Origin of the sequence: Dysgonomonas sp. 216 (assembly GCF_010501065.1) — a bacterium.
Classification (GTDB): domain Bacteria; phylum Bacteroidota; class Bacteroidia; order Bacteroidales; family Dysgonomonadaceae; genus QVMM01.
This window is the reverse complement of sequence record NZ_QVMM01000004.1, coordinates 56,068-76,239: the sequence shown is the minus strand read 5'-3', so window position 1 is coordinate 76,239 and position 20,172 is coordinate 56,068. Positions and strand designations below refer to the sequence as shown.

General features: G+C 36.9%; 19 protein-coding genes. 13 read left to right on the top strand and 6 right to left on the bottom strand.

Translation table 11 applies throughout. The features are described from left to right. Positions 1-14 precede the first annotated feature (14 nt). The 3 genes from D0T53_RS03720 (at position 15) to D0T53_RS03710 (ending at position 3,374) form a co-directional block, all read left to right on the top strand. Positions 15-908 carry an MlaD family protein gene (locus D0T53_RS03720; RefSeq protein WP_163265205.1) on the top strand — a complete coding sequence of 298 codons (894 nt, stop codon included), beginning with the start codon at positions 15-17 and terminating at the stop codon, positions 906-908. A 325-nt stretch (positions 909-1,233) separates the two neighbouring features. Continuing rightward, complete coding sequence (gene dnaA, locus D0T53_RS03715) at positions 1,234-2,634, top strand: chromosomal replication initiator protein DnaA (RefSeq protein ID WP_185152968.1); 1,401 nt, start codon at positions 1,234-1,236, stop codon at positions 2,632-2,634. A gap of 77 nt (positions 2,635-2,711) precedes the next feature. Then, on the top strand, positions 2,712-3,374 hold the full coding sequence (locus tag D0T53_RS03710; RefSeq protein WP_163265203.1) for a B3/4 domain-containing protein: 663 nt from the start codon (positions 2,712-2,714) through the stop codon (positions 3,372-3,374). Between the two features lie 6 nt (positions 3,375-3,380). Here the strand turns inward: D0T53_RS03710 and D0T53_RS03705 are convergent, their stop codons facing one another. Continuing rightward, positions 3,381-4,085: an SAM-dependent methyltransferase gene (locus D0T53_RS03705; protein WP_163265201.1), complete on the bottom strand. Its 705-nt coding sequence runs from the start codon at positions 4,083-4,085 to the stop codon at positions 3,381-3,383. A gap of 102 nt (positions 4,086-4,187) precedes the next feature. Between D0T53_RS03705 and D0T53_RS03700 the strand changes: the two genes are divergently transcribed. Beyond that, positions 4,188-5,591: an rRNA cytosine-C5-methyltransferase gene (locus D0T53_RS03700; protein WP_163265199.1), complete on the top strand. Its 1,404-nt coding sequence runs from the start codon at positions 4,188-4,190 to the stop codon at positions 5,589-5,591. A 101-nt stretch (positions 5,592-5,692) separates the two neighbouring features. After that, entirely contained in the window at positions 5,693-6,712 is a 1,020-nt protein-coding gene (gene pheS, locus D0T53_RS03695) for a phenylalanine--tRNA ligase subunit alpha (RefSeq protein WP_163265198.1), read from the top strand. A gap of 75 nt (positions 6,713-6,787) precedes the next feature. Here the strand turns inward: pheS and D0T53_RS03690 are convergent, their stop codons facing one another. Further along, the gene (locus tag D0T53_RS03690) at positions 6,788-7,738 is read right to left on the bottom strand and encodes an NAD(P)-dependent oxidoreductase (protein ID WP_163265196.1); all 951 of its coding nucleotides are present in this window, start codon (positions 7,736-7,738) and stop codon (positions 6,788-6,790) included. Between the two features lie 157 nt (positions 7,739-7,895). Between D0T53_RS03690 and D0T53_RS03685 the strand changes: the two genes are divergently transcribed. Further along, a complete protein-coding gene (locus tag D0T53_RS03685) occupies positions 7,896-9,224 on the top strand; it encodes an MORN repeat-containing protein (protein WP_163265404.1) in 1,329 nt (442 codons plus the stop codon). 327 nt (positions 9,225-9,551) lie between these two features. Here the strand turns inward: D0T53_RS03685 and D0T53_RS03680 are convergent, their stop codons facing one another. Together D0T53_RS03680 and D0T53_RS03675 are read right to left on the bottom strand one after the other, a co-directional pair. Continuing rightward, entirely contained in the window at positions 9,552-10,304 is a 753-nt protein-coding gene (locus tag D0T53_RS03680; protein ID WP_163265194.1) for an SDR family NAD(P)-dependent oxidoreductase, read from the bottom strand. A 3-nt stretch (positions 10,305-10,307) separates the two neighbouring features. After that, positions 10,308-12,320, bottom strand: coding sequence for an AAA family ATPase (locus D0T53_RS03675; protein WP_163265192.1), 2,013 nt, complete (start codon positions 12,318-12,320; stop codon positions 10,308-10,310). An 88-nt stretch (positions 12,321-12,408) separates the two neighbouring features. Between D0T53_RS03675 and D0T53_RS03670 the strand changes: the two genes are divergently transcribed. The 4 genes from D0T53_RS03670 to D0T53_RS03655 are packed head-to-tail and all read left to right on the top strand — an operon-like array spanning position 12,409 to position 15,509. Next, positions 12,409-13,218, top strand: coding sequence for a DUF3822 family protein (locus tag D0T53_RS03670; protein WP_163265190.1), 810 nt, complete (start codon positions 12,409-12,411; stop codon positions 13,216-13,218). Further along, a complete protein-coding gene (locus D0T53_RS03665) occupies positions 13,215-13,763 on the top strand; it encodes an RsmD family RNA methyltransferase (RefSeq protein ID WP_163265188.1) in 549 nt (182 codons plus the stop codon). The genes D0T53_RS03670 and D0T53_RS03665 overlap by 4 nt, the downstream gene beginning before the upstream one ends. Next, a complete protein-coding gene (locus tag D0T53_RS03660) occupies positions 13,763-14,647 on the top strand; it encodes a glycosyltransferase family 2 protein (RefSeq protein ID WP_163265186.1) in 885 nt (294 codons plus the stop codon). The genes D0T53_RS03665 and D0T53_RS03660 overlap by 1 nt, the downstream gene beginning before the upstream one ends. Further along, the gene (locus D0T53_RS03655; RefSeq protein ID WP_163265184.1) at positions 14,637-15,509 is read left to right on the top strand and encodes a polynucleotide kinase; all 873 of its coding nucleotides are present in this window, start codon (positions 14,637-14,639) and stop codon (positions 15,507-15,509) included. Before D0T53_RS03660 ends, D0T53_RS03655 begins: the two co-directional genes overlap by 11 nt. Here D0T53_RS03655 and D0T53_RS03650 read toward each other — a convergent pair. Both D0T53_RS03650 and D0T53_RS03645 read right to left on the bottom strand, forming a co-directional pair. Beyond that, complete coding sequence (locus D0T53_RS03650) at positions 15,506-15,865, bottom strand: hypothetical protein (RefSeq protein WP_163265182.1); 360 nt, start codon at positions 15,863-15,865, stop codon at positions 15,506-15,508. The genes D0T53_RS03655 and D0T53_RS03650 overlap by 4 nt on opposite strands. Before the next feature lie 12 nt (positions 15,866-15,877). Then, positions 15,878-16,180: a septum formation initiator family protein gene (locus tag D0T53_RS03645; protein ID WP_163265180.1), complete on the bottom strand. Its 303-nt coding sequence runs from the start codon at positions 16,178-16,180 to the stop codon at positions 15,878-15,880. 93 nt (positions 16,181-16,273) lie between these two features. On the opposite strand from D0T53_RS03645, the gene xerD reads away from it, so the two are divergent. The 3 genes from xerD to D0T53_RS03630 all read left to right on the top strand — a co-directional run bounded on the left by xerD (position 16,274) and on the right by D0T53_RS03630 (position 20,150). Then, positions 16,274-17,176 carry a site-specific tyrosine recombinase XerD gene (gene xerD, locus D0T53_RS03640; protein ID WP_163265178.1) on the top strand — a complete coding sequence of 301 codons (903 nt, stop codon included), beginning with the start codon at positions 16,274-16,276 and terminating at the stop codon, positions 17,174-17,176. A gap of 93 nt (positions 17,177-17,269) precedes the next feature. Beyond that, entirely contained in the window at positions 17,270-19,243 is a 1,974-nt protein-coding gene (locus D0T53_RS03635; RefSeq protein ID WP_255489381.1) for an OmpA family protein, read from the top strand. A 7-nt stretch (positions 19,244-19,250) separates the two neighbouring features. Then, a complete protein-coding gene (locus D0T53_RS03630) occupies positions 19,251-20,150 on the top strand; it encodes a DUF4835 family protein (RefSeq protein WP_163265176.1) in 900 nt (299 codons plus the stop codon). Positions 20,151-20,172 lie beyond the last annotated feature (22 nt).

Sequence of the window (20,172 nt, the reverse complement as noted above, 5' to 3'; positions counted from 1 at the left end):
AAATAAAAAGATCAATGAAAAAGAGAATTTCAAAAGAGTTGAAGATAGGGGTTGCTTTTGTTATAAGTATTCTTATACTGTATTTTGGTATTAGTTTTTTGAAGGGAATTAATATCTTTCGTCCGGCAAACTCGTATACTGTTGTTTTTGAAGATGTGACCGATCTAGTTTTATCCAGTCCGGTTGTTATGAATGGGCTTCAGGTGGGGCTTGTGCATTCGATAAAGATGGATTCAGATAATCCACGAAATATATTAGTAGGCATAAATCTGAATAAGGGTATAGATATACCCAAAGGAAGTGTATTTGAATTAGATAATTCTTTCATAGGCGGAGCAAAGGTATTATTTAAACCCGACTATGAGTCGAAAACATATCATTCGTCGGACGATTTGATAAAGGGAATACGTAATACGGGTATGATGGAATCTTTATCGAGTAACCTGTTACCCCAATTTTCAGGGTTGTTGCCTAAAATCGACTCTATATTAGTCGGCTTACAGGTTATAGTGAATAATCCGGCGCTAAATCAATCGGTAGACAATGTTGAGCAGATAACAAATCAACTGAATGTTTCGACTAAACAATTGAGTTTGTTATTGGCTAATTTAAACAAGGATATTCCGACGATAACCTCAAATGTTGCATCAGCCTCGGAAGATATAAAAAAGTTGACAGGCAAGGCTAATAATATGGATATAGAGGCTACTTATCAGTCGATAAACCAAACGATGAAGAACCTTGAAACCCTGACATCAAAAATAAATTCTAAGGATAATTCTTTAGGTTTGTTGTTGAACGATAAGCAGTTATATGATAGTATAAATATAACTTTAAATAATGCATCTCTTTTGTTGAAGGATGTGAAAGAGAATCCGGGAAGGTATATAAACGTAAAAGTTTTTTAAAGTGTTATTTAGATTACGTCTAAATAGTGATTTGCTGCTATTTTTAACATAACCTTATCAAACGGAGGTCTGAAACGTTCCGTTGTCCTGTAATACTATAAATGTATAATACTATATTTATTTTTATATTTCTAACTTACAATCAGTTAAGACTTTTTAGCCCTGTTATTTATCAAAGTTTGTTGTGGAGGGGTGTAATTTGCTGATTTGTAGAAAGATACAGGGTTTGATGAAAAAGCAAATTTAAGAGCAATTGTTTTTGAAGAAAAAATAATAGATTTTTGTAGTTCGAATATTAAAACTGGGAATACAATAAAAAATAATCATGATCGACAAAGTAAATAAATTGTGGGAAGATTGCTTGAAAGTAATCCAGGATAATGTACCTGATGCAACTTTTAAAACATGGTTCCTGCCTATTGTGCCGCTGAGCTATGATGGGAAAGTTTTTACTATTCAGGTTCCAAGCCAGTTCTTCTACGAATACTTGGAAGAAAAATTTGTTGATCTGTTAAGAATTACTTTATATAGAGTTGTTGGTGCTGATACAGAACTTAACTATCGGACGCTTATCGAAAATACGTCTAATACTTTAGTTGATTATCGTAGCGAAACTAAGTCATTAGGTATTGATAAAATCACACCTAAAAACGCTAATAAGATTCCTAGTCCTTTTAAGAAAGCGGTAACAGACGAATTCGATTCGCAGTTGAATCCGAAGTACACGTTCGATAACTTTTTCGAAGGCGAGAGTAATAAATTGGCTCGGACAGCAGGTGAGGCTATTGCTAAGAATCCGGGAAAAACAGCTTTTAATCCTTTATTTATGCACGGATCATCTGGTGTGGGAAAAACGCACATATGCCATGCGATAGGTACAAGAATTAAAGAATTATATCCGGAGAAGAGAGTATTATATGTATCGGCTCATTTGTTTAAAGTACAATTTACCGATTCGACCCGTAATAACACGGTTAACGATTTTATTAATTTCTATCAGGGTATAGATGTTCTTATTATTGATGACATACAAGAACTTATAGGGTTAGAGAAAACACAAAATACACTATTCCACATATTTAATCACTTACATCAGAATAATAAGCAATTAATTCTTACTTCGGATAAGGCTCCGGCCGATTTGCAAGGGGTTGAAGAAAGATTATTGACTCGTTTCCGTTGGGGACTGACCACTAAACTCGAAAGTCCTGATAAAACTTTACGATTGAAGATTCTTGAAAACAAGATTTTACATGACGGGCTTACGATTCCCGAAGATGTTGTGGATTTTATTGCTGAAAATGTTACCGAAAATGTAAGGGATCTTGAGGGGGTTATAGTATCGTTGATGGCTCATTCTGTAATCTATAGCAAGGATATCGATTTATCGTTGGCAAAAAGGGTTATAGGACAGGCGATAAAGAAAATAGAAAAAAAGAAATTGACTATTGATATTATTGCGGATGTAGTGTGTCAGCATTATAATATTAAGAATGAATTAATACATACCTCGTCGCGTAAACGTGAGATTGTTCAGGCTCGTCAGGTAACAATGTATCTCTCGAAACAATATACCGAGATGTCGCTAACGCAGATAGGTACTGTTATTGGTAAAAAGAATCATGCAACAGTATTACATGCCTGCAAAATAGTGAAAGATCAGATAGAGGTTGATAAATCGTTCCGTAACGATATTGCCGAGATAGAAAAGCGATTAAGACTATAATAGAAATGGAACTAACTAACGAGCCGGAATTTTTTATAAAATCCGGCTTTGTTGTTTAAATATTTATTATCCGGAATATGCTTACAATAGAAGTCTCTGATAAAATAAAAAAGAATTGCCCTCAGTTTGTTGGTGCAGCATTATTGGTTTCTGTTTCAAATTCATTGTACAATGATGGGCTGTGGAACGAAATTGAGAAATATACGCAGGAATACATCGGGAAGTTTAAAATTGAAGATATAAAAACAAATCCGGTAATACAAGCTACACGCGAGGCTTATAAAAAACTAGGAAAAGATCCGAATCGGTATCGTCCGTCTGCCGAAAGTTTATGCCGACGGATTGTACGAGGCATACCATTATATAAAGTGAATACTTTGGTCGATCTAATAAATCTTGTTTCTATCCGCACAGGGTTTTCGATAGGTGGTTTTGATGCCGACAAGATATCGGGCGATAAATTAATTCTTGGTGTTGGAGAAACTGATGAGCCTTATGAGGCAATTGGGCGTGGACTGTTAAACATTGAAGGGCTACCTGTGTATCGCGATAATGTGGGTGGAATAGGAACACCAACCAGCGATAACGAGCGTACTAAGCTCGATTTAGAAACTACGAGTTTACTGGCTATCTTTAATGGATATGGAGGAAAGGAAAATTTGGCTGAAGCTGTTGCGTTAATGCAAAGTTTATTAAAAAAATACACCTCGTCCGATGATGGAGAGGTGTGGTTCTTTTAAGGAGCATTATTTATAGATTAAAAAAATACAGGGTTTTTTATTCATATCAGGTTTTTGCTTTATCCAGTTTTTTACAGGTAATGTTTTAATAAACTCGTCATCGCAAGTAATATCCATAGCAATACAAAGCTTAGTTGATGGGCGGCAATTATTAATAATGTCGTCAACCAGTTTGTCGTTACGGTAAGGGGTTTCTATGAATATCTGTGTCTGATTTTCGCTATATATACGCTGCTCAAGGTTCTTTATCGTTTTAATCCTTTCGTTTGCATCTATGGGAAGATAACCATGAAAAGCAAAGCTTTGTCCGTTAAAGCCGGATGCCATCAACGACATAAGTATAGACGAAGGACCAACCAATGGCACCACTTTATAATTTTTTTGTTGGGCAATGGCTACAATATCGGCACCCGGATCGGCAATAGCAGGACATCCGGCCTCGGATATAACTCCAACATTAAAACCTTTAGCCATGGGTTGCAAATAATTATCGATGTCGGTGGATTTGGTATGCTTGTTCAGTTCGAAAAACGTAAGTTCGTCAATATTTATCGACTGATCTGTTTTTTTTAAAAAACGTCTTGCCGAACGTATATTTTCTACAATGAAATATTTTATCTGTAGTATTATTTCCCTGTTATAAGCAGGTAAAACTTTATCTATTGTAGTATCTCCCAAAGTAACAGGAATAAGGAAAAGCGAAGTTTGCATATATCTCTTGCCGTTGAAATTGTTTTTGTTTGTGCAAAAATACATACTTTTGCCTAATATATGGAATTAAGAATCGGTAATCTAAAAAAGATTAGGCAATAAATGAATTTACCTCCACAATTTATCGAACGTACAAAACCTCTTCTGGGTGAAGAATGGGATGCTTTCGAAAACGCTTTAACAGAGGAAACTCCGATAAGTATTCGTTTAAATTCGATGAAATATAACCAACCGCTAAAAAACAACGAAAGAGTAGGGTGGTGTCATACAGGCTACTATTTGCCGAAGCGTCCGAAATTTACCTTCGATCCACTTTTTCATGCTGGTTGTTATTATCCGCAAGAGGCTTCTTCAATGTTTGTAGAGCAGGCTTTTCGTCAATGTATGGCGAATAAGGACGGATTAAAGGTATTGGATTTGTGTGCTGCTCCCGGAGGCAAGTCTACATTGTTAATGTCTTTATTGTCTGATAATAGCCTGTTGGTTTCGAACGAAGTGATACGTAGCCGGGCAAATATATTGTCGGAAAATATAACAAAGTGGGGTAAGGCGAACAATATAGTAACAAATAACGATCCGTCTGAAATAGGAAAACTTACAAGTTTTTTCGATTTGATATTGGTTGATGCACCATGTTCGGGAGAAGGAATGTTCAGAAAAGATGAAACAGCCTTATCCGAATGGTCGGAAGCTAATGTGCAACTGTGTAAGGAGCGTCAACAACGTATTGTTGCTGATATTTGGAATGCTTTGAAACCCGGAGGTATGCTTATTTACAGCACATGTACGTATAATGCCGACGAAAATGAAGACAATGTGCTTTGGTTTTGTGAAAATTTGGGAGCAAGTCCCATCGAACTGGCTATTGTGGAAAGTTGGAATATAACAGGGGCATTAAAGGGTAATTTACCTGTATATCGCTTTCTTCCTCATAAAACAAAAGGAGAAGGTTTCTTTTTGGCTGTGATACAGAAGAATGCAGATGAAGAACCTACAGGAAATCTGAAAACTAAAAACAAATCGAAAGATAGGAAAGGAAAAAAGACCCAATTGGATGGAATATATAAGGATTACATATTGAATTCTGCAAATTATGCTTTCTTTCAGGAAAATGATAATTGGAAAGCCATACCAGAACAGTTCGCGGCAGAGTATGAAATGGTATCTTCTATGTTACGGGTTGTATCAGGTGGAGTACAATTAGGAACGCTAAAAGGTAAGGATTTTATTCCGGCTCACTCATTAGCCATGTCTTCTGAAATAAATAAAGAAACATTCCCTTCCTACGAGCTTGATTGGAAGACTGCTATCGCATATCTTCGGAAAGAAACTATAGTTCTAGACCATTCTGCGCCAAAGGGTTATGTTTTGGTGTGTTATATGAATGTACCTTTAGGCTTTGTGAAGAATATAGGAAACAGGGCTAATAATCTTTATCCACAGGAATGGCGCATACGCACGTCTAATATTCCTGATATTAGCGAAGATGTGATTTTGAGGCAATGATTTCGAAAATTAGTGTAACTAGATGAACTAATGTTTTTCTATTTTGGAAAGAAAAGCGTATTTTTGCATCTCTTAAAGTAAACAGACTCAATTAAAATACAATGATTGAAAAGATAAACACATTGCTTGCCGAAGTCGAAAATATAAAGGCTGGCAACGTTGAAGAACTGGAGGCTCTGAGGATAAAATATCTGAGCAAAAAAGGTGAAGTGTCGATGTTAATGAATGACTTCCGTAATGTTCCGGCAGAGCAAAAACGTGAGGTTGGCATGATGTTGAATCAATTGAAAGAAAAGGCTCAGGCTCGTATAAATGATCTGAAAGAGGCTTTGGAGAATAGTGGTAGTGTGGATGATTCTATCGATCTTACCCGTACTGCTTATCCTGTTCCTTTCGGTACTCGTCATCCTCTTTCAATTGTGAAAAATGAGATTTGCGATATCTTGAAACGATTAGGTTTTTCTATTGCGGAAGGACCTGAAATAGAGGATGATTGGCATGTGTTTTCAGCTCTGAACTTTGCAGACGATCACCCTGCACGCGATATGCAGGATACATTTTTTATCGCCCGAAATCCCGAAACGGTATTGCGTACACATACGTCTTCGGTTCAAATTCGTGTAATGGAAAAGCAGCAACCACCGATACGTATAATTTGTCCCGGTCGGGTATATCGTAACGAAGCTATTTCGTACCGTGCACATTGTTTCTTTCATCAGGTTGAAGCTTTATATATTGATAAAGATGTATCGTTTGCCGATCTTAAACAAGCATTGTTATTTTTGGCGAAAGAATTATTCGGCCCCGAAACTAAGATACGTTTGCGCCCATCATATTTCCCGTTTACTGAACCAAGTGCCGAAATGGATATTTCGTGTAACATTTGTGGCGGAAAAGGTTGTCCGTTTTGTAAACATACAGGTTGGGTAGAAATATTGGGGTGTGGTATGGTCGATCCTAATGTTCTGGATAATTGCGGAATAGATAGTAAAGTATATTCGGGTTATGCTCTTGGTATGGGTGTAGAACGTATTACTAATCTGAAATACAGGGTAAAAGACTTACGCATGTTCTCGGAAAACGATACACGTTTTCTCGAACAGTTCGAAAATGCTCAATAATAGTTATTTACCGAAATATAAAAGCCGTTCAAATTATCAATTGAGCGGCTTTGTTTTTTTAAGGAGTGTAGTGCGTTAATTTACTTTAGAGATAATTCCCCCCGAAAAGAAGGCTGATATATTTTGTGCAACTTCGCGTTGCATAGCTATACGCGCATCTATAGTTTGAGTTCCTGTATGAGGTAGTAACACTACATTTTCCAGCATTTTAAATTCGGGACGTATTTTGGGTTCGTTTTCATATACATCCAGTCCTGCGGCTAATATTGTATTGTTCGATAAAGCTTCAACTAGTGCTTCTTCATCAACAAGGCTTCCTCTGGCTGTATTAATGAGTATAGCCGATGGTTTCATTTTTTGCAGTTGCTCCCTATTAATCAAATGGCGGGTTTCTGGTGTTGCCGGTGCATTCAGAGAAATAAAATCCGAGTTGCGAAGTAATTCATCGAACGATACATAACGGGCCGAATATTTTTCTTCTATATCTTTTGGTAAAGCATGCCTGTTGTGGTAAATAATATTCATACCCGAAGCTATCGCACGTCGGGCAACTGCTTGACCTATACGTCCCATGCCATATATCCCTAAGGTTTTTCCATATAAACCAACACCGGGATTATCGTAAAGCCCCCAACCGAGACCTTGAGATATACGCAGATGCCTGTCGTAGAAAGCAATACGACGGGCGGTTGCATTTAACAACGCAAAACACAATTCGGCAGTAGGTTCTAATACTGCATTCGGGGTGTTTGTTACTGTTATTCCTTTCCGGGCAGCATATTCAGTGTCTATGTTATTATAACCGACGCCAAAATTAGCAATAAGTTTCAGCTTGCTACCCCTGTCTATCAATTCACGGTCGGTTAAGTATTTAAAACTGGGAACAAAAACATCGTAATCGGCCAGCATTTCCAGTAACTCTTCTTTTCTGAAATATTCCGATTCGGGGTATGTGAACTCAAATTCATTTTCAATATCTTCAAATCCTTCATGCCTGAACTTATACCCCAATAATACTTTTTTCATATTACAAATCTGTTTAAATACAAACCTACAAAATATATGGTTTATATAATAGTATATACATTGAACATTAGATATAAAAAAAAGTTTTAAGCCTGTTTCTGTTTAAATTAGTAATTTCAATTATTTTTGTGGCACAAACATTTAAACTTAAGAACGCATGAGGTGTAAGCACTGCGGAGCAGAATTGGATATAACAAATGGGAGCATAGTTGTGTGTCCCGAATGTAAAAAACTGAATATTGTAAGTGAAGCAACAGAGCAGAACGAGACTTCTTCTGTAACAACAGAAGAAGATGTAGCTCAGAATAGTACAGAAAATAGTACAGAACAAGAAGTTTTGTCGATTACGGGACGTCCACATGAAATTTTTAAGCTTTTATCCGATAAATTCGGTATAGATATTTTTAGTGAAGCAGAGAAAATTCGTTTAACGGAACTTGCTCAACAATATCTGAACGAATCGGAAGAAAAGAATCGTTTCATATTAGCTATAGAAGATAATATTGCATCGGATTTATATAATTTACGTGACTACAATATTTCGATGGTTGAATCGAAATGTAATGCCTTGAAGAAATATTTTCAGAATGCTAATAATCTGGATATGGAAACTGCCGATTATATTATTGATAGTTTGGCATATGCAATAGGGCTTATTTCGTCTGTAAACGGATATGAAAATATTCAGGATGTAACAGTACCTTCGAGTGTGACGAATAATGCGACAATGCCTCAGGATAATGAAGTAAGTACAACTGTGCAAACAACCCCCGTTCCATCCTCACAGGTATCGGAAAACCGTCAAGATCTGCCAGTACCTAAAAAGAAGAAAAGTAATATTTTAATAATAATTATCTTTATATTGGTGGTAATTCTGCTTGCAGCCATAGGGTATAAATATTTTTCGGGCAAGAATACTGACGAAATTGCTGACGAAACAGAGGTTATTACCATTGATAATAATGTTGCCGATCCTAATGTAAATGTTATAGAAGTTGAAACATTAGATGCCGTAATAGAAGATGTGGAAAATAACTCAGATAATACAGACGAAGTTGTTGCTATTAATGATGATGTAGAAGAAGAAGTAGTAGAGGTTGCTCCCATAAATAAGGAAAAAGAAACAGAACAACCAAAAGTGTCGGAAACTAAAAAAGTGGAAAAACAACAACAACAGGAAAAAATACAACCACCATCGGGACCACAATATAAAACTATAAATTATCCGTCGGGCGAAAAATATGAAGGATATGTAAATAGCCTCGAACAGAAGCACGGAAAAGGTACTTATACATGGCGAAGCGGAAATAAATATGTGGGCGACTGGGATAAAGATCGGGCAACAGGATATGGCACATATTATTCGCATGAAGGATGGCGCTACGAGGGGCAATTTCATAATGCAGAATTTCATGGAAAGGGAACCTATTATTTTGCTAATGGAAAGAAAAAAGAAGGAAGATGGGTGTACGGAAAAATGCAATGAGAAAATAACCTAAAAACCGTCAGTTTTGTCAGGTTTTGTTTTTGTTAGCTTTTTAATGCATTGCAGAAGGTATAAAATTCTATGTTGATAGAATTGAAACATACAAATGTTCTTTAAAATTATACTGCTCCTACAAGTGATTTTCGATCATGCGCAGAAATAATAAGTAAGGCTGCGAATATAATTAAAGAATAAAAATCTCCTCATTGAGGATATATAAAGGAGTGAGAAAACAATAAAATCGTCAGGTATGTCAGGTTTTTTAGAAATACACGTAATCGTATATTCTGAGATAGGTGTTATTCTATGTAGATAGAATATCTGGTGTTATTCTGTGTATATCATTTTCTTTGTCATACCTCCATCTATAACGATATTTTGCCCGTTAATAAAATCATTTTCGGGTTGACATAAAAATATACAGTAGCGTGCTATATCGGCAGGCAGACCCACTCTTCCTGAGAAATGTTGCAAATGATCTGTTTGACTTAATTTGCTATAGTCGCCGTTCTCAATCCATCCCGGACTGATACAATTGATTGTGATTTTATATTTAGCTAACGATGCAGCCAAAGCATGTGTAAGAGAAACCAATCCGCCTTTCGATGCGGCATACGCTTCGCTGTTGGGCTCGCTCATTAGGTAGCGTGTCGAGGCTATGTTTATTATACGCCCGTATAGTGCATTGTTGTTTTTAGAACGCTGTTCGGCCAACATTTTCGAGGTAATAAATGCCGTACGCAAATTAATGTTTATAACACGTTCGAAATCTTCAATATCTATATCTTCGATAGGGGCAAATAAACCAATGCCAACATTATTGATAATTATGTCTATATCGTTCCATAGGGAAAATAAGCCTTCCATCAGGTTAATGACATCTGATTTCTGTGAAACATTGGCATGTATAAACCGACAATTGTGAATGCTTAATTCCTGTTCTAATTTTTCTCCGGCTTTTTTATCTATATCGCAGAAGGCGACAATTGCTTCGGCTCTACAAAAGAAATTTACTATTTCCCTGCCTATGCCGTTTGCTCCGCCTGTAACCAAAACTTTTTTACCTTTTAATGCTTCCATATCTTATTCGTCATCTTTTTCGCCTCGTAATGCACGAGCTATTAATGCATGCCTTTCTGCCAGTTCTTCATTGCCGACCGAAGTGTATGCTTCAGCAAGATATTCGTGGCAGGCAGCGTGTTTAGGCTTTATTGTCGATGCTTTCGACAGGTCGTTTATAGCAAGTTCGGGTTCGTTCATAGCCAACCTGTTTTTACCTCTGTTGTACAATGCTTTAAATAACAAGGGGCTAAGGCTTACTGCTTTATTGAAACAAATATCGGCTTCGTAATAGTCTTTTGTATCGTATAACGTAACTCCTTTTCTTACCCATGTATCTACATAAGTAGGGTCTAGTTCCAATGCTTTGTTAAAGTTTGCCAGTGCTGCTCTATAATCTTTGTACGACACAATGCATTCGTTACCAAGTAAATAATACTCTTTTGCGTATTTTTTTAGTGCGCGCGTTTGTTCATGCATTTTATCTTTTAGCTCACTATTTTGCTGTTTTAGCGCAGATATAACATGTAGTTTTTTGCGAAGGTATCGTCTCGATAAAGGTTTCTCTATGTCGTATCGTGCATGTATTGCTTTGAAAAACGAGTTAAGGCAGTTTTCGTAGTCTCCGTCATCAAACTGTCTGGTGGCTTGCAAGTACCAATAATCGGCATCCGATTCTTTTAAGGCCTTATGTATTAATTGTTGGTTGTTGAAACGCTTACTAAATTCAACGATCTCGGGCCGCACAAAAATATCGGATCGGTTTATCGGTTTTCTCAACACCATACCTTCGAGCGACGTACATCGGCTTAAGGCCACATATGCTTGCCCACCTGCAAAAGTTCCGCCTGTGAGGTCTACAATAACTCTGCTGAATGTTAATCCTTGACTTTTGTGTACTGTTATAGCCCATGCAGCTTTTAGTGGCAGTTGGGTATATGTTCCTATTATCTCTTCTTCTATCTTTTTTTCTTCTTCGTTGTAGCGATAACGGTAATTCCGCCAAGTTTCCAGTTCTACTAAAACTTCACGGCCATCTTCCATTAATACATATACCCTGTCTATATCGTCGATGTGCGAAATAACACCTAACGATCCGTTAACCCAACGGCGAGGCCATTGTAAGTCGTTACGGATGAACATAACCTGAGCCTGTTCCTTTAATACAAGTTCTTTTGCGGTAGGTAAGCTCGATTCCGGAAAATCGCCATCAACAACACCAAAGCTGACAAATTCGGAAGTGGGCAATTCGTTCATCTTCCGTTCGTTTATCTGATCTACATTGTCGCGACGGGTTGCAAGGGTTATATACATTTCGTCCGAAGACGGATTGAATGAAGAGTTTTGTTGTTTATTCAATAATTGAAGTTCTGTTGCTCCAACATTTCCTGTTCGTATTTTATCGAGTATCGAAATAAACACTTTGTCAGACTGCCTGTATATTTTAGTAAACTCTATAGGTACAAGGTTTATTTCTTTAAAAGCATTGGCCGAAAAGAAAAACGGAGTAGGGTAGAAGTGGTTGATAATATCCTTCGAGTCGTTCGTGACAACGGGTTCGAGCTGAAAAATATCGCCAACAAATACAAGTTGTTTACCTCCGAACGGGGTACGCATGTTACCAGAATATACTCTTAATATACGGTCAATGCAGTCTATGGTATCAGCCCGTACCATCGATATTTCGTCTATTATAATAAGCTCTACTTCCTGAATTATTTTGCGATGTTCTTTTTTATATTTAAAGAAATCGAATATGCGCCCGTCTTTTAAACTAAGATCGGGATCGTCGGGCATCATCGGACGGAATGGGAGCTTGAAAAACGAGTGCAAGGTAGATCCGTTTGCATTAATGGCGGCAATACCAGTAGGCGCAAGTACCACATGTTTTTTGTGTGTAGTTTCGCATAGGTGCTTCAGAAATGTCGATTTACCTGTTCCGGCTTTACCCGTAAGAAATACAGACTGACGGGTTCGGCTTATAAGGTCTAAAGCATCCTTAAACTCTCTGTTCGATGTGTCGATTGTAAGTGCCAATGTTGTTTGATCTCCTATAAATTGTAACCTTAAAATTAGTGTTTAAAAATAACTTTCCTAAATTTGTATTATTAAAAAAAGTAACTGTATGTTTCTTCCCGATAATATAGACTTGAGAACACCTGAAAAATACGTGCTGAACATTCGTGTTAAAGCAAATGGTTTTTCATTCTCTATACATGAGCCCGGTGTTGATGATGGCTATTGTTATCTTGAAACGTCTTTTGCGAAAGAAACATCGTTGAGCAATAATATTCAGCGTATTATATTCGATCACAATTTTCTGACAAGTAATTTTAAACAGACTAACGTTATTTTTGTATCGCAAAGATATGAATTAATACCTATTCCTTTCTACGAAAAATCGAAAGTTGTGGATATGTATAATTTTACACATCACAAAGATGTTATGCACATACTCACAAACGAAAAACCTGTTCAGAATAATCAATTGGTTTTCGATATAGAGGAGCCTGTTTACCTGTTTTTATACCGAAGTTTGTCTGCTCCGGTCTTTTATCATCATAGTGCTTTATTGATGAACTATTTTGATGGAAAAAAAGCAAAGGATGCCGGAAATATGTTCATTTGTTTTCACGGCGATTTTACCGATATTGTATGTTTTAGCAAAAAGGGCGGTATATTGTTGGGGCATACTTATAAGGCAGAGACAGAACAAGATTTAATATATTACATATTGAATATCTGGAAAAATTGCGGTTTTGACCAGCTCCGCGATAAGTTATTTATCTATGGGTATACGTCGAATAACGAAATACGTAACGTGTTAAGGGAGTATGTAGACGATGTAAACGATGTAGGAAATTTTGAACAAATAAGCGAATTTGGACAGCGGAGCATCGATGCTCCTCTTGATATTGCAATTTTATCAGTATGAGAATAATCAGTGGAAGATATAAAGGGCGAAGAATTAGTTTACCAAGAAATTTTAAAGCCAGGCCAACTACCGATTTTGCAAAAGAGAATCTTTTTAATGTATTAAATAATATGGTGGATTGGGATGGACTCACTGCCCTCGATTTATTTGGAGGAACAGGAAGTATTAGCCTCGAATTTGCTTCAAGAGGATGTTCTCATGTTGTATGTGTCGAAAAATCGCCCATCAATTATTCATTCATTGAGCGTACCATTGCAGATTTAAAAGCAGACGAGGTGTTGTTGTATAAAATGGATGTTTTTAAATATCTGGAGGTTTGTAAAGAACAGTTTGATATTATTTTTGCCGATCCGCCTTACGACCTGAAATTTTTACCGGAGGTGCCAAAGTTGGTTTTCGATAAGAAATTGTTAAAAGATGACGGCATTTTCATAATGGAGCACCCAAAAGAATACGATTTCTCAAAATATCCGTTATATAGTGAAAGACGTGTGTACGGAAGTGTAAATTTTAGTATTTTTAGAAAAGACGAGGATAGTATTTGATGATCTCGATTTGCATACCTATATATAACTATGATGCCCGAAAGCTTGTAAACGATTTGCATGCCCAAGCCGAACAATTGAAAGTTGAATATGAAATTGTTTTACTTGATGATGTGTCGGATGCCGGGTTTAAAGACAAAAACCGGCCTTTAACCGAACTTGGAAATGTTAGATATATCGAAAATCCTGTAAATATAGGGTCTTCGAGAATGCGTAACGAATTGGCTAAACTAGCCAAATATCCATATCTTCTTATTGTGGATAGCGATGCTGTTGTAACTAACGCCGATTTTTTGCGAAGATACATAGTTATGTGTCAGCCCAACGTAGTGTGTTTCGGAGGATGTATGTATACCGATATTTGTCCGGATAAGAAATATATGTTGAGGTGGAAATTCGGAAAAAAACGAGAAGAAGGTGTTGGTAAATATTATTCGTGTTTTAATATTCTTATATATAGGGATTTACTGTTGACGTATCCTTTTTCGGACGATCTGAAGAATTATGGTTACGAGGAAGATCTGTTTGGGGCCCGTTTAAAATATGCCGGTGTCGAAATGTCGTTTATTGACAATCCTTTATTACATGCAGGACTTGAAGTTTCCGAATCGTATTTAAAAAAAATAAATCTAAGCTTGGGCAACTTGCTACAAATCGAACCTGAATTAAAAAATGTAGGTGCCGAAAACTCAATAAAGCTTCTGAAAGCTTACTATTTGCTTAAAAAGTTTTATTTAACCAGCCTTTTCCGATTCTTTTTTCGGATAGTAAAGGGGGAATGTGTACGAAATCTGAAAGGAGAGAATCCCCAATTATTCGTTCTCGATTTTTATAAATTAGGGAGGTTTTGCGAACTTAAAGCATCTGCTAACAATGGAAAATGAACAGTTAGATGTTTTGGTATTATTGGGAGTTTCTGACGACGAAAAGGTTTTGTTTGCCCGTAAGTTGGTTGAATCAGGAAAAAATTGGATGTTTGTTAATCGTAACGGAATCAGGCAGATAAATTTTTCGGAGATAAAGATGGGGGTAAGACAGGAGAACCTGATAACAGAAATGATTTTATCATCGGTGAATGGCTTATTGTCTAAAAAATCGAATGTAGTATTAGATATTGATACATTTAAGGAAGATCATTACACACAATTAATAACTCGTTTTAATCATCAGGCATCTATATCGTTTAAAGTATTCGAGGCACACATAAGTGATAAAACGGATAAAGCACAGACGAAGCGGATAAAAGAGTTTGATAACTTTCTCGAAAAGTTTGATGTATCGCAACGTAAGCAAATAGAAGATACAGAGAAGGTTTTGGAACAGGATGAAACATTACCCAAAGCTATTATTTGCGATTTGGATGGAACGCTAGCCTTAATGAACGGAAGGCCTTCGTATAATGCAAGCAAAGCAGATGAGGATATACTAAATGTATCGGTAGCTAATTTATTGAAGATTTATTCGGGCTTAGGCTATAAAATACTATTATTGACCGGACGCTACGAAAGGTTTAGAGAACCTTCCTTACGTTTCTTAAGCATACACAATGTTCTGTATGATGGGCTATGGATGCGGAAAGATGGCGATATGCGAAAAGATGCTGTTACGAAATATGAAGTTTTTATGACTGAAATATATAATAAGTATTTCGTCGAATTTGTGTTGGAAGACAGAAATCAGGTTGTTGATATGTGGCGTAAAGAAATAGGATTGCCATGCTTTCAGGTAAATTATGGCGATTTTTAGCTTTGTTTTTCCTTCTCTTTTTTCTCTTTCTCTAATTCGCGCCCGATAAATATACTGCTGTACAGAATAAGTATTCCCGATATAAGTAAAGGTACAATCCATTCGTTTCTGTTAACAAACATCAGGTATGTCGATATAATCATAAATAAGACTGCAAATATCTGCATATTAAATAGGCGTCGGCCTCTAAGGCTATCGCCCGGATATGGCGATGTGAAGGTTATAGCACCAAATCCGGCAACCCCAACACCCATAGCATAAGGAGCAATTTGAGGAAAAGAGTTGTATAAAACGGCAGCCAATAAAATAACTATGGCCGAGAGTTGATATAGTACGTTCTTTAATTTCGGATTCATTAAACTGATAAGTTATTCGATAACGAAAATATCTTCATTCTCGTTTTTCATCATATAATTTTCGCGGGCAAATTTCTCGATATTCTCTTTGCTCGATTTTAGTTCGTTTAGTTTTATCGAATCTTCAGTGGCTTTTTCTTTGTAGTACTTTATTTCCGATTTCAGATCCCTTATTTCGGAGTCGTACGAAAACCGGGCGAAGATATTGCTATCGCCAATAAAAAAAGCGAAGAATATCATCCCTATAATTATAATCAACTGAACAGTTGAGAATTTATTCCGAATATATCTGATTGCTTTTTTTAGAAAATCCATACTCCTCATTTATTTTTTACCGAATATCCGGTTACAAATATAATGATAAAACTCGAGGGAATATTGTATATCTTTGTAAAAAATCAGAGTAAAATGACTAACAAATCGGTTGTTACAAAATACAAGACTTATTTATTGTTAGAGAAGGCTTTATCGAAGAATTCCATTTCGGCGTATATGGAAGATGTTGATAAATTATTCAATTTTCTCGAACAAGAAAATCTTAGACCTGAAGATGTGACTCTCGATCATTTACAACAATTTGTAGCACAACTTTACGATTTGGGTATTAATGCCCGTTCGGTGGCTCGTGTAATTTCGGGCATAAAGTCGTTTTATGGCTTTCTAACTCTCGATGGTTATATAAGTGAAGACCCTACCGAATTATTGGAGACACCTAAGGTTGGAATGAAACTTCCTGTTGTTCTTTCTGTCGGCGAAATTAATGACATAATAAAGATAATTGATCTATCGACAATAGAAGGGCGGCGCAATAAAGCTATTCTGGAAGTACTATATGGCTGTGGGTTGCGAATATCAGAACTTACAAGTCTGCGATTTATGGACTTGTTTATTGACGAAGGATTCATTAAGGTTGAGGGAAAAGGGAGTAAACAACGCTTGGTGCCAATATCGCCAACTGCTGCTAAAGAAATAACCAACTATATGTTGGATCGAAATCAGATGTTGGCAAAAAAAGGTCATGAGGATATTCTTTTTCTAAGTAAAAGAGGAACAGCTATTTCCCGCATAATGGTATTTCATTTTATAAAGCAATATGCCGAGGAAGCCGGAATAAAAAAGAATATAAGTCCTCATACATTCCGCCATTCTTTTGCAACCCATTTGCTCGAAGGGGGCGCAAATATCAGGGCTATACAGCAAATGCTAGGACATGAAAAAATTACAACAACAGAAGTCTATACTCATATGGACAGGGAGTTCCTTCGTCAGGAAATAATTGAACATCATCCCCGAAATAAGCATTACAGATAGTTCGGGTTTATTGAATTAAATAGTTTATTATTAACAATAATTGAGCGAAAAATCAGTTATATTTATAACTTTGTTTTGCAAAATTGTGATATATTGAAATCGTTAAAAACATATATATTATTACTGATAGGGTGTGCTTTTGTAACCTTTTCGTGTAAACAGGTAAAATTGAGTGATGCGGACAAACGCTTTGCTCAGGGGGAATATTTCGAGGCTGCATCGATGTACCGGAAAATATACCAGAAAACATCTCCTAAAAAGCGTGAACTGCGTGGAGAAGTTGCTTATAAAATGGGCGAGTGTTATCGCCTTAGTAACAATATTGCCCGATCGAAAGCTGCATATATGAACGCAGTGCGTTATTTGCCTCACGATAGTATATTGGCGCTCCAATATGCAAGGGTGTTACATAAAAATGGCGATTACAAATTGGCAGTAGAGCAATATGACAGATTTCTGAAACATTTTCCCGATAATCGTTTTGCTCAAGAAGGGGTAGCAGGAGCCAAAATGGCTTTAAATATGAAAAACAACCCAACCCGCTATACCGTTTCGCGTATGGAATTATTCAATTCACGGCGGAGCGAATTCAGCCCTATGCTTTTGCCTCCCTCTTACGAAGATGTGTATTTTACATCCAGCAGGGATGAGTCTTTAGGCGACGAAAAAAGTACAATTACAGGTTTGAAATACAACGATATCTATTATTCGCGTAAGGATGAGAATGGCAAGTGGATTAAACCGGAACAGGTTGAGGGCTTAAATACCGAGTTTGATGAAGGTACTCCGGCCTTTTCGCCCGACGGAAATACGATGTATTATTCATTCAGCCCTATGGACCCTGAAAAATCGACAGCAACGTTAATATACATATCACGTCGTGGTGGCGGTTCTTGGTCTAAAGGACAACCTATGTTATTGTCGAAAGATACCCTTGCAATGTTTGCACATCCTTCGCCCTGCCCATCGGGCGAATATTTGTATTTTGTGTCCGACATGAAAGGTGGATATGGAGGTAAGGATATTTGGCGTGCCCGATTGTTTGGCGACGAAGTTGACTATATAGAGAATCTGGGCCCCGAGATAAATACAGCAGGCGACGAAATGTTTCCGAATATGAGAAACGACACCACACTGTATTTTTCGTCGGATGGTCATCCCGGAATGGGAGGGCTGGATATTTTTAAAGCGACATTTAATTCGAATAAGAAATGGAGTATTAAAAACATGGGGTATCCGCTAAACTCGTATGGTGACGACTTTGGGATGACTTTTGCAGGGGAAGTGGAAGCCGGTTTTTTTAGCTCGAACAGAGGTGATGCAAAAGGGTACGATCATATTTTTACTTTTGAATATCCTACAGCCAGAATTACGCTTGAGGGTTACATTGTAGATAAAGACGATGAGTTTGTGCCGAATGCAACAATAAGGGTTGTGGGTAAGGATGGAACGAATGAAAAATTTCAGGGTAAAGTTGATGGAACTTATCGTTTGCAGGTAGATAGAGGAGTAGATTATGTTTTATTGGCTAATGCTCCGGGATATTTGAACTCGAAAATGGATTTATCGACAATCGACTTAGAAAAAGATACCTTGTATTATGTCGATTTTGTGTTGTATTCGATAAATAAGCCGAATATAATTGAAAATATATTTTACGATTTCGACAAAGCTACTTTGCGCCCAGAATCAATGGTTGCTTTGGATGAATTAATAGAACTATTAAATCTTAATCCGAATGTAACAATTGAATTATCGGCTCATACCGACAGAAAAGGGTCGGACGAGTATAACCAGCGTTTATCTTTACGTCGGGCGCAGTCGGTGATTGATTATCTGATAAAAAAAGGTATAGCAACCGACCGTTTAGTTGCAGTAGGCTATGGGGAGTCTCAACCTAAGGTTGTTACAAAAAATTTGGTAAAAAAGAACGATTTCCTGAAGGAAGGAGATATTCTGAATGAAGAGTTTATAGATACCTTAACACCGGAACAACAAGAAATAGCCGATCAGATAAATCGGCGGACAGAGTTTAAGGTGTTAAGTGTTACGTATGGTCTAAAATAAAATGTGTATGCTAAAATATATTTTAATTATATTATTTTCCTTTTTTGTACTTTCGTCTCAGATTGTTAAGGCGCAGGAACTTAATGCAAAAGTTACAATTAATAGTGCTAAGATTCAGGGGGTAGATAAAGAGGTGTTTACATCGTTGGAAGGAGCTTTGATGCAATTGCTGAACGAAAAGCAGTGGACTAGCAACACCTTTAGTATGAACGAACGTATTGATTGCAACTTTGTTTTTACTTTGAATTCGGTTTCGGATGGTAGTACTTATCTTGCCGAATTGCAGGTTAACTCACGACGTCCGGTGTATAATGCTACTTATGCTACACCTATGTTTAATTACAAGGATGTAGATGTTGAATTTAGTTATACTCAGGGTGAACAATTGGAGTATAATGAAAATATGATAGAGAATAATCTGGTTGCAATTGTAGCATTTTATGCAAATATTATTCTTGGTATCGACTTCGATTCGTTTTCGTTGAATGGTGGCAAAACTTATTTTCAAACGGCTATGAATATCGTAAACATATCGCAGTCTCTAAACACTAAGGGTTGGACTCCATTCGAAAACGACCGTAACCGTTATGCTTTGGCGTTGGCCTTGAGTGAGGATGGCTCTGTTTTTCATCAGATGTGGTACGATTACCATCGGTTGGGTTTAGACGAAATGTCGTCGAATGTTAGCCGTGGGCGAACTAAAATATTGACATCGTTAGGCGAATTACAGAAAATATATTCGTCACGTCCATCTTCTCCCATATTTCTATTTTATGGAGATGCCAAATTAAAGGAAATAGTTGATATTTGCTCAGAGTCATCTAATGAAGAAAAAAAGACAGTATACGAACAACTTCGTAAGATATATCCAACCCGTACGTCAGAATTGAATAAATTAAAAAATTAGAACCTTTATTATCTGAATGGAA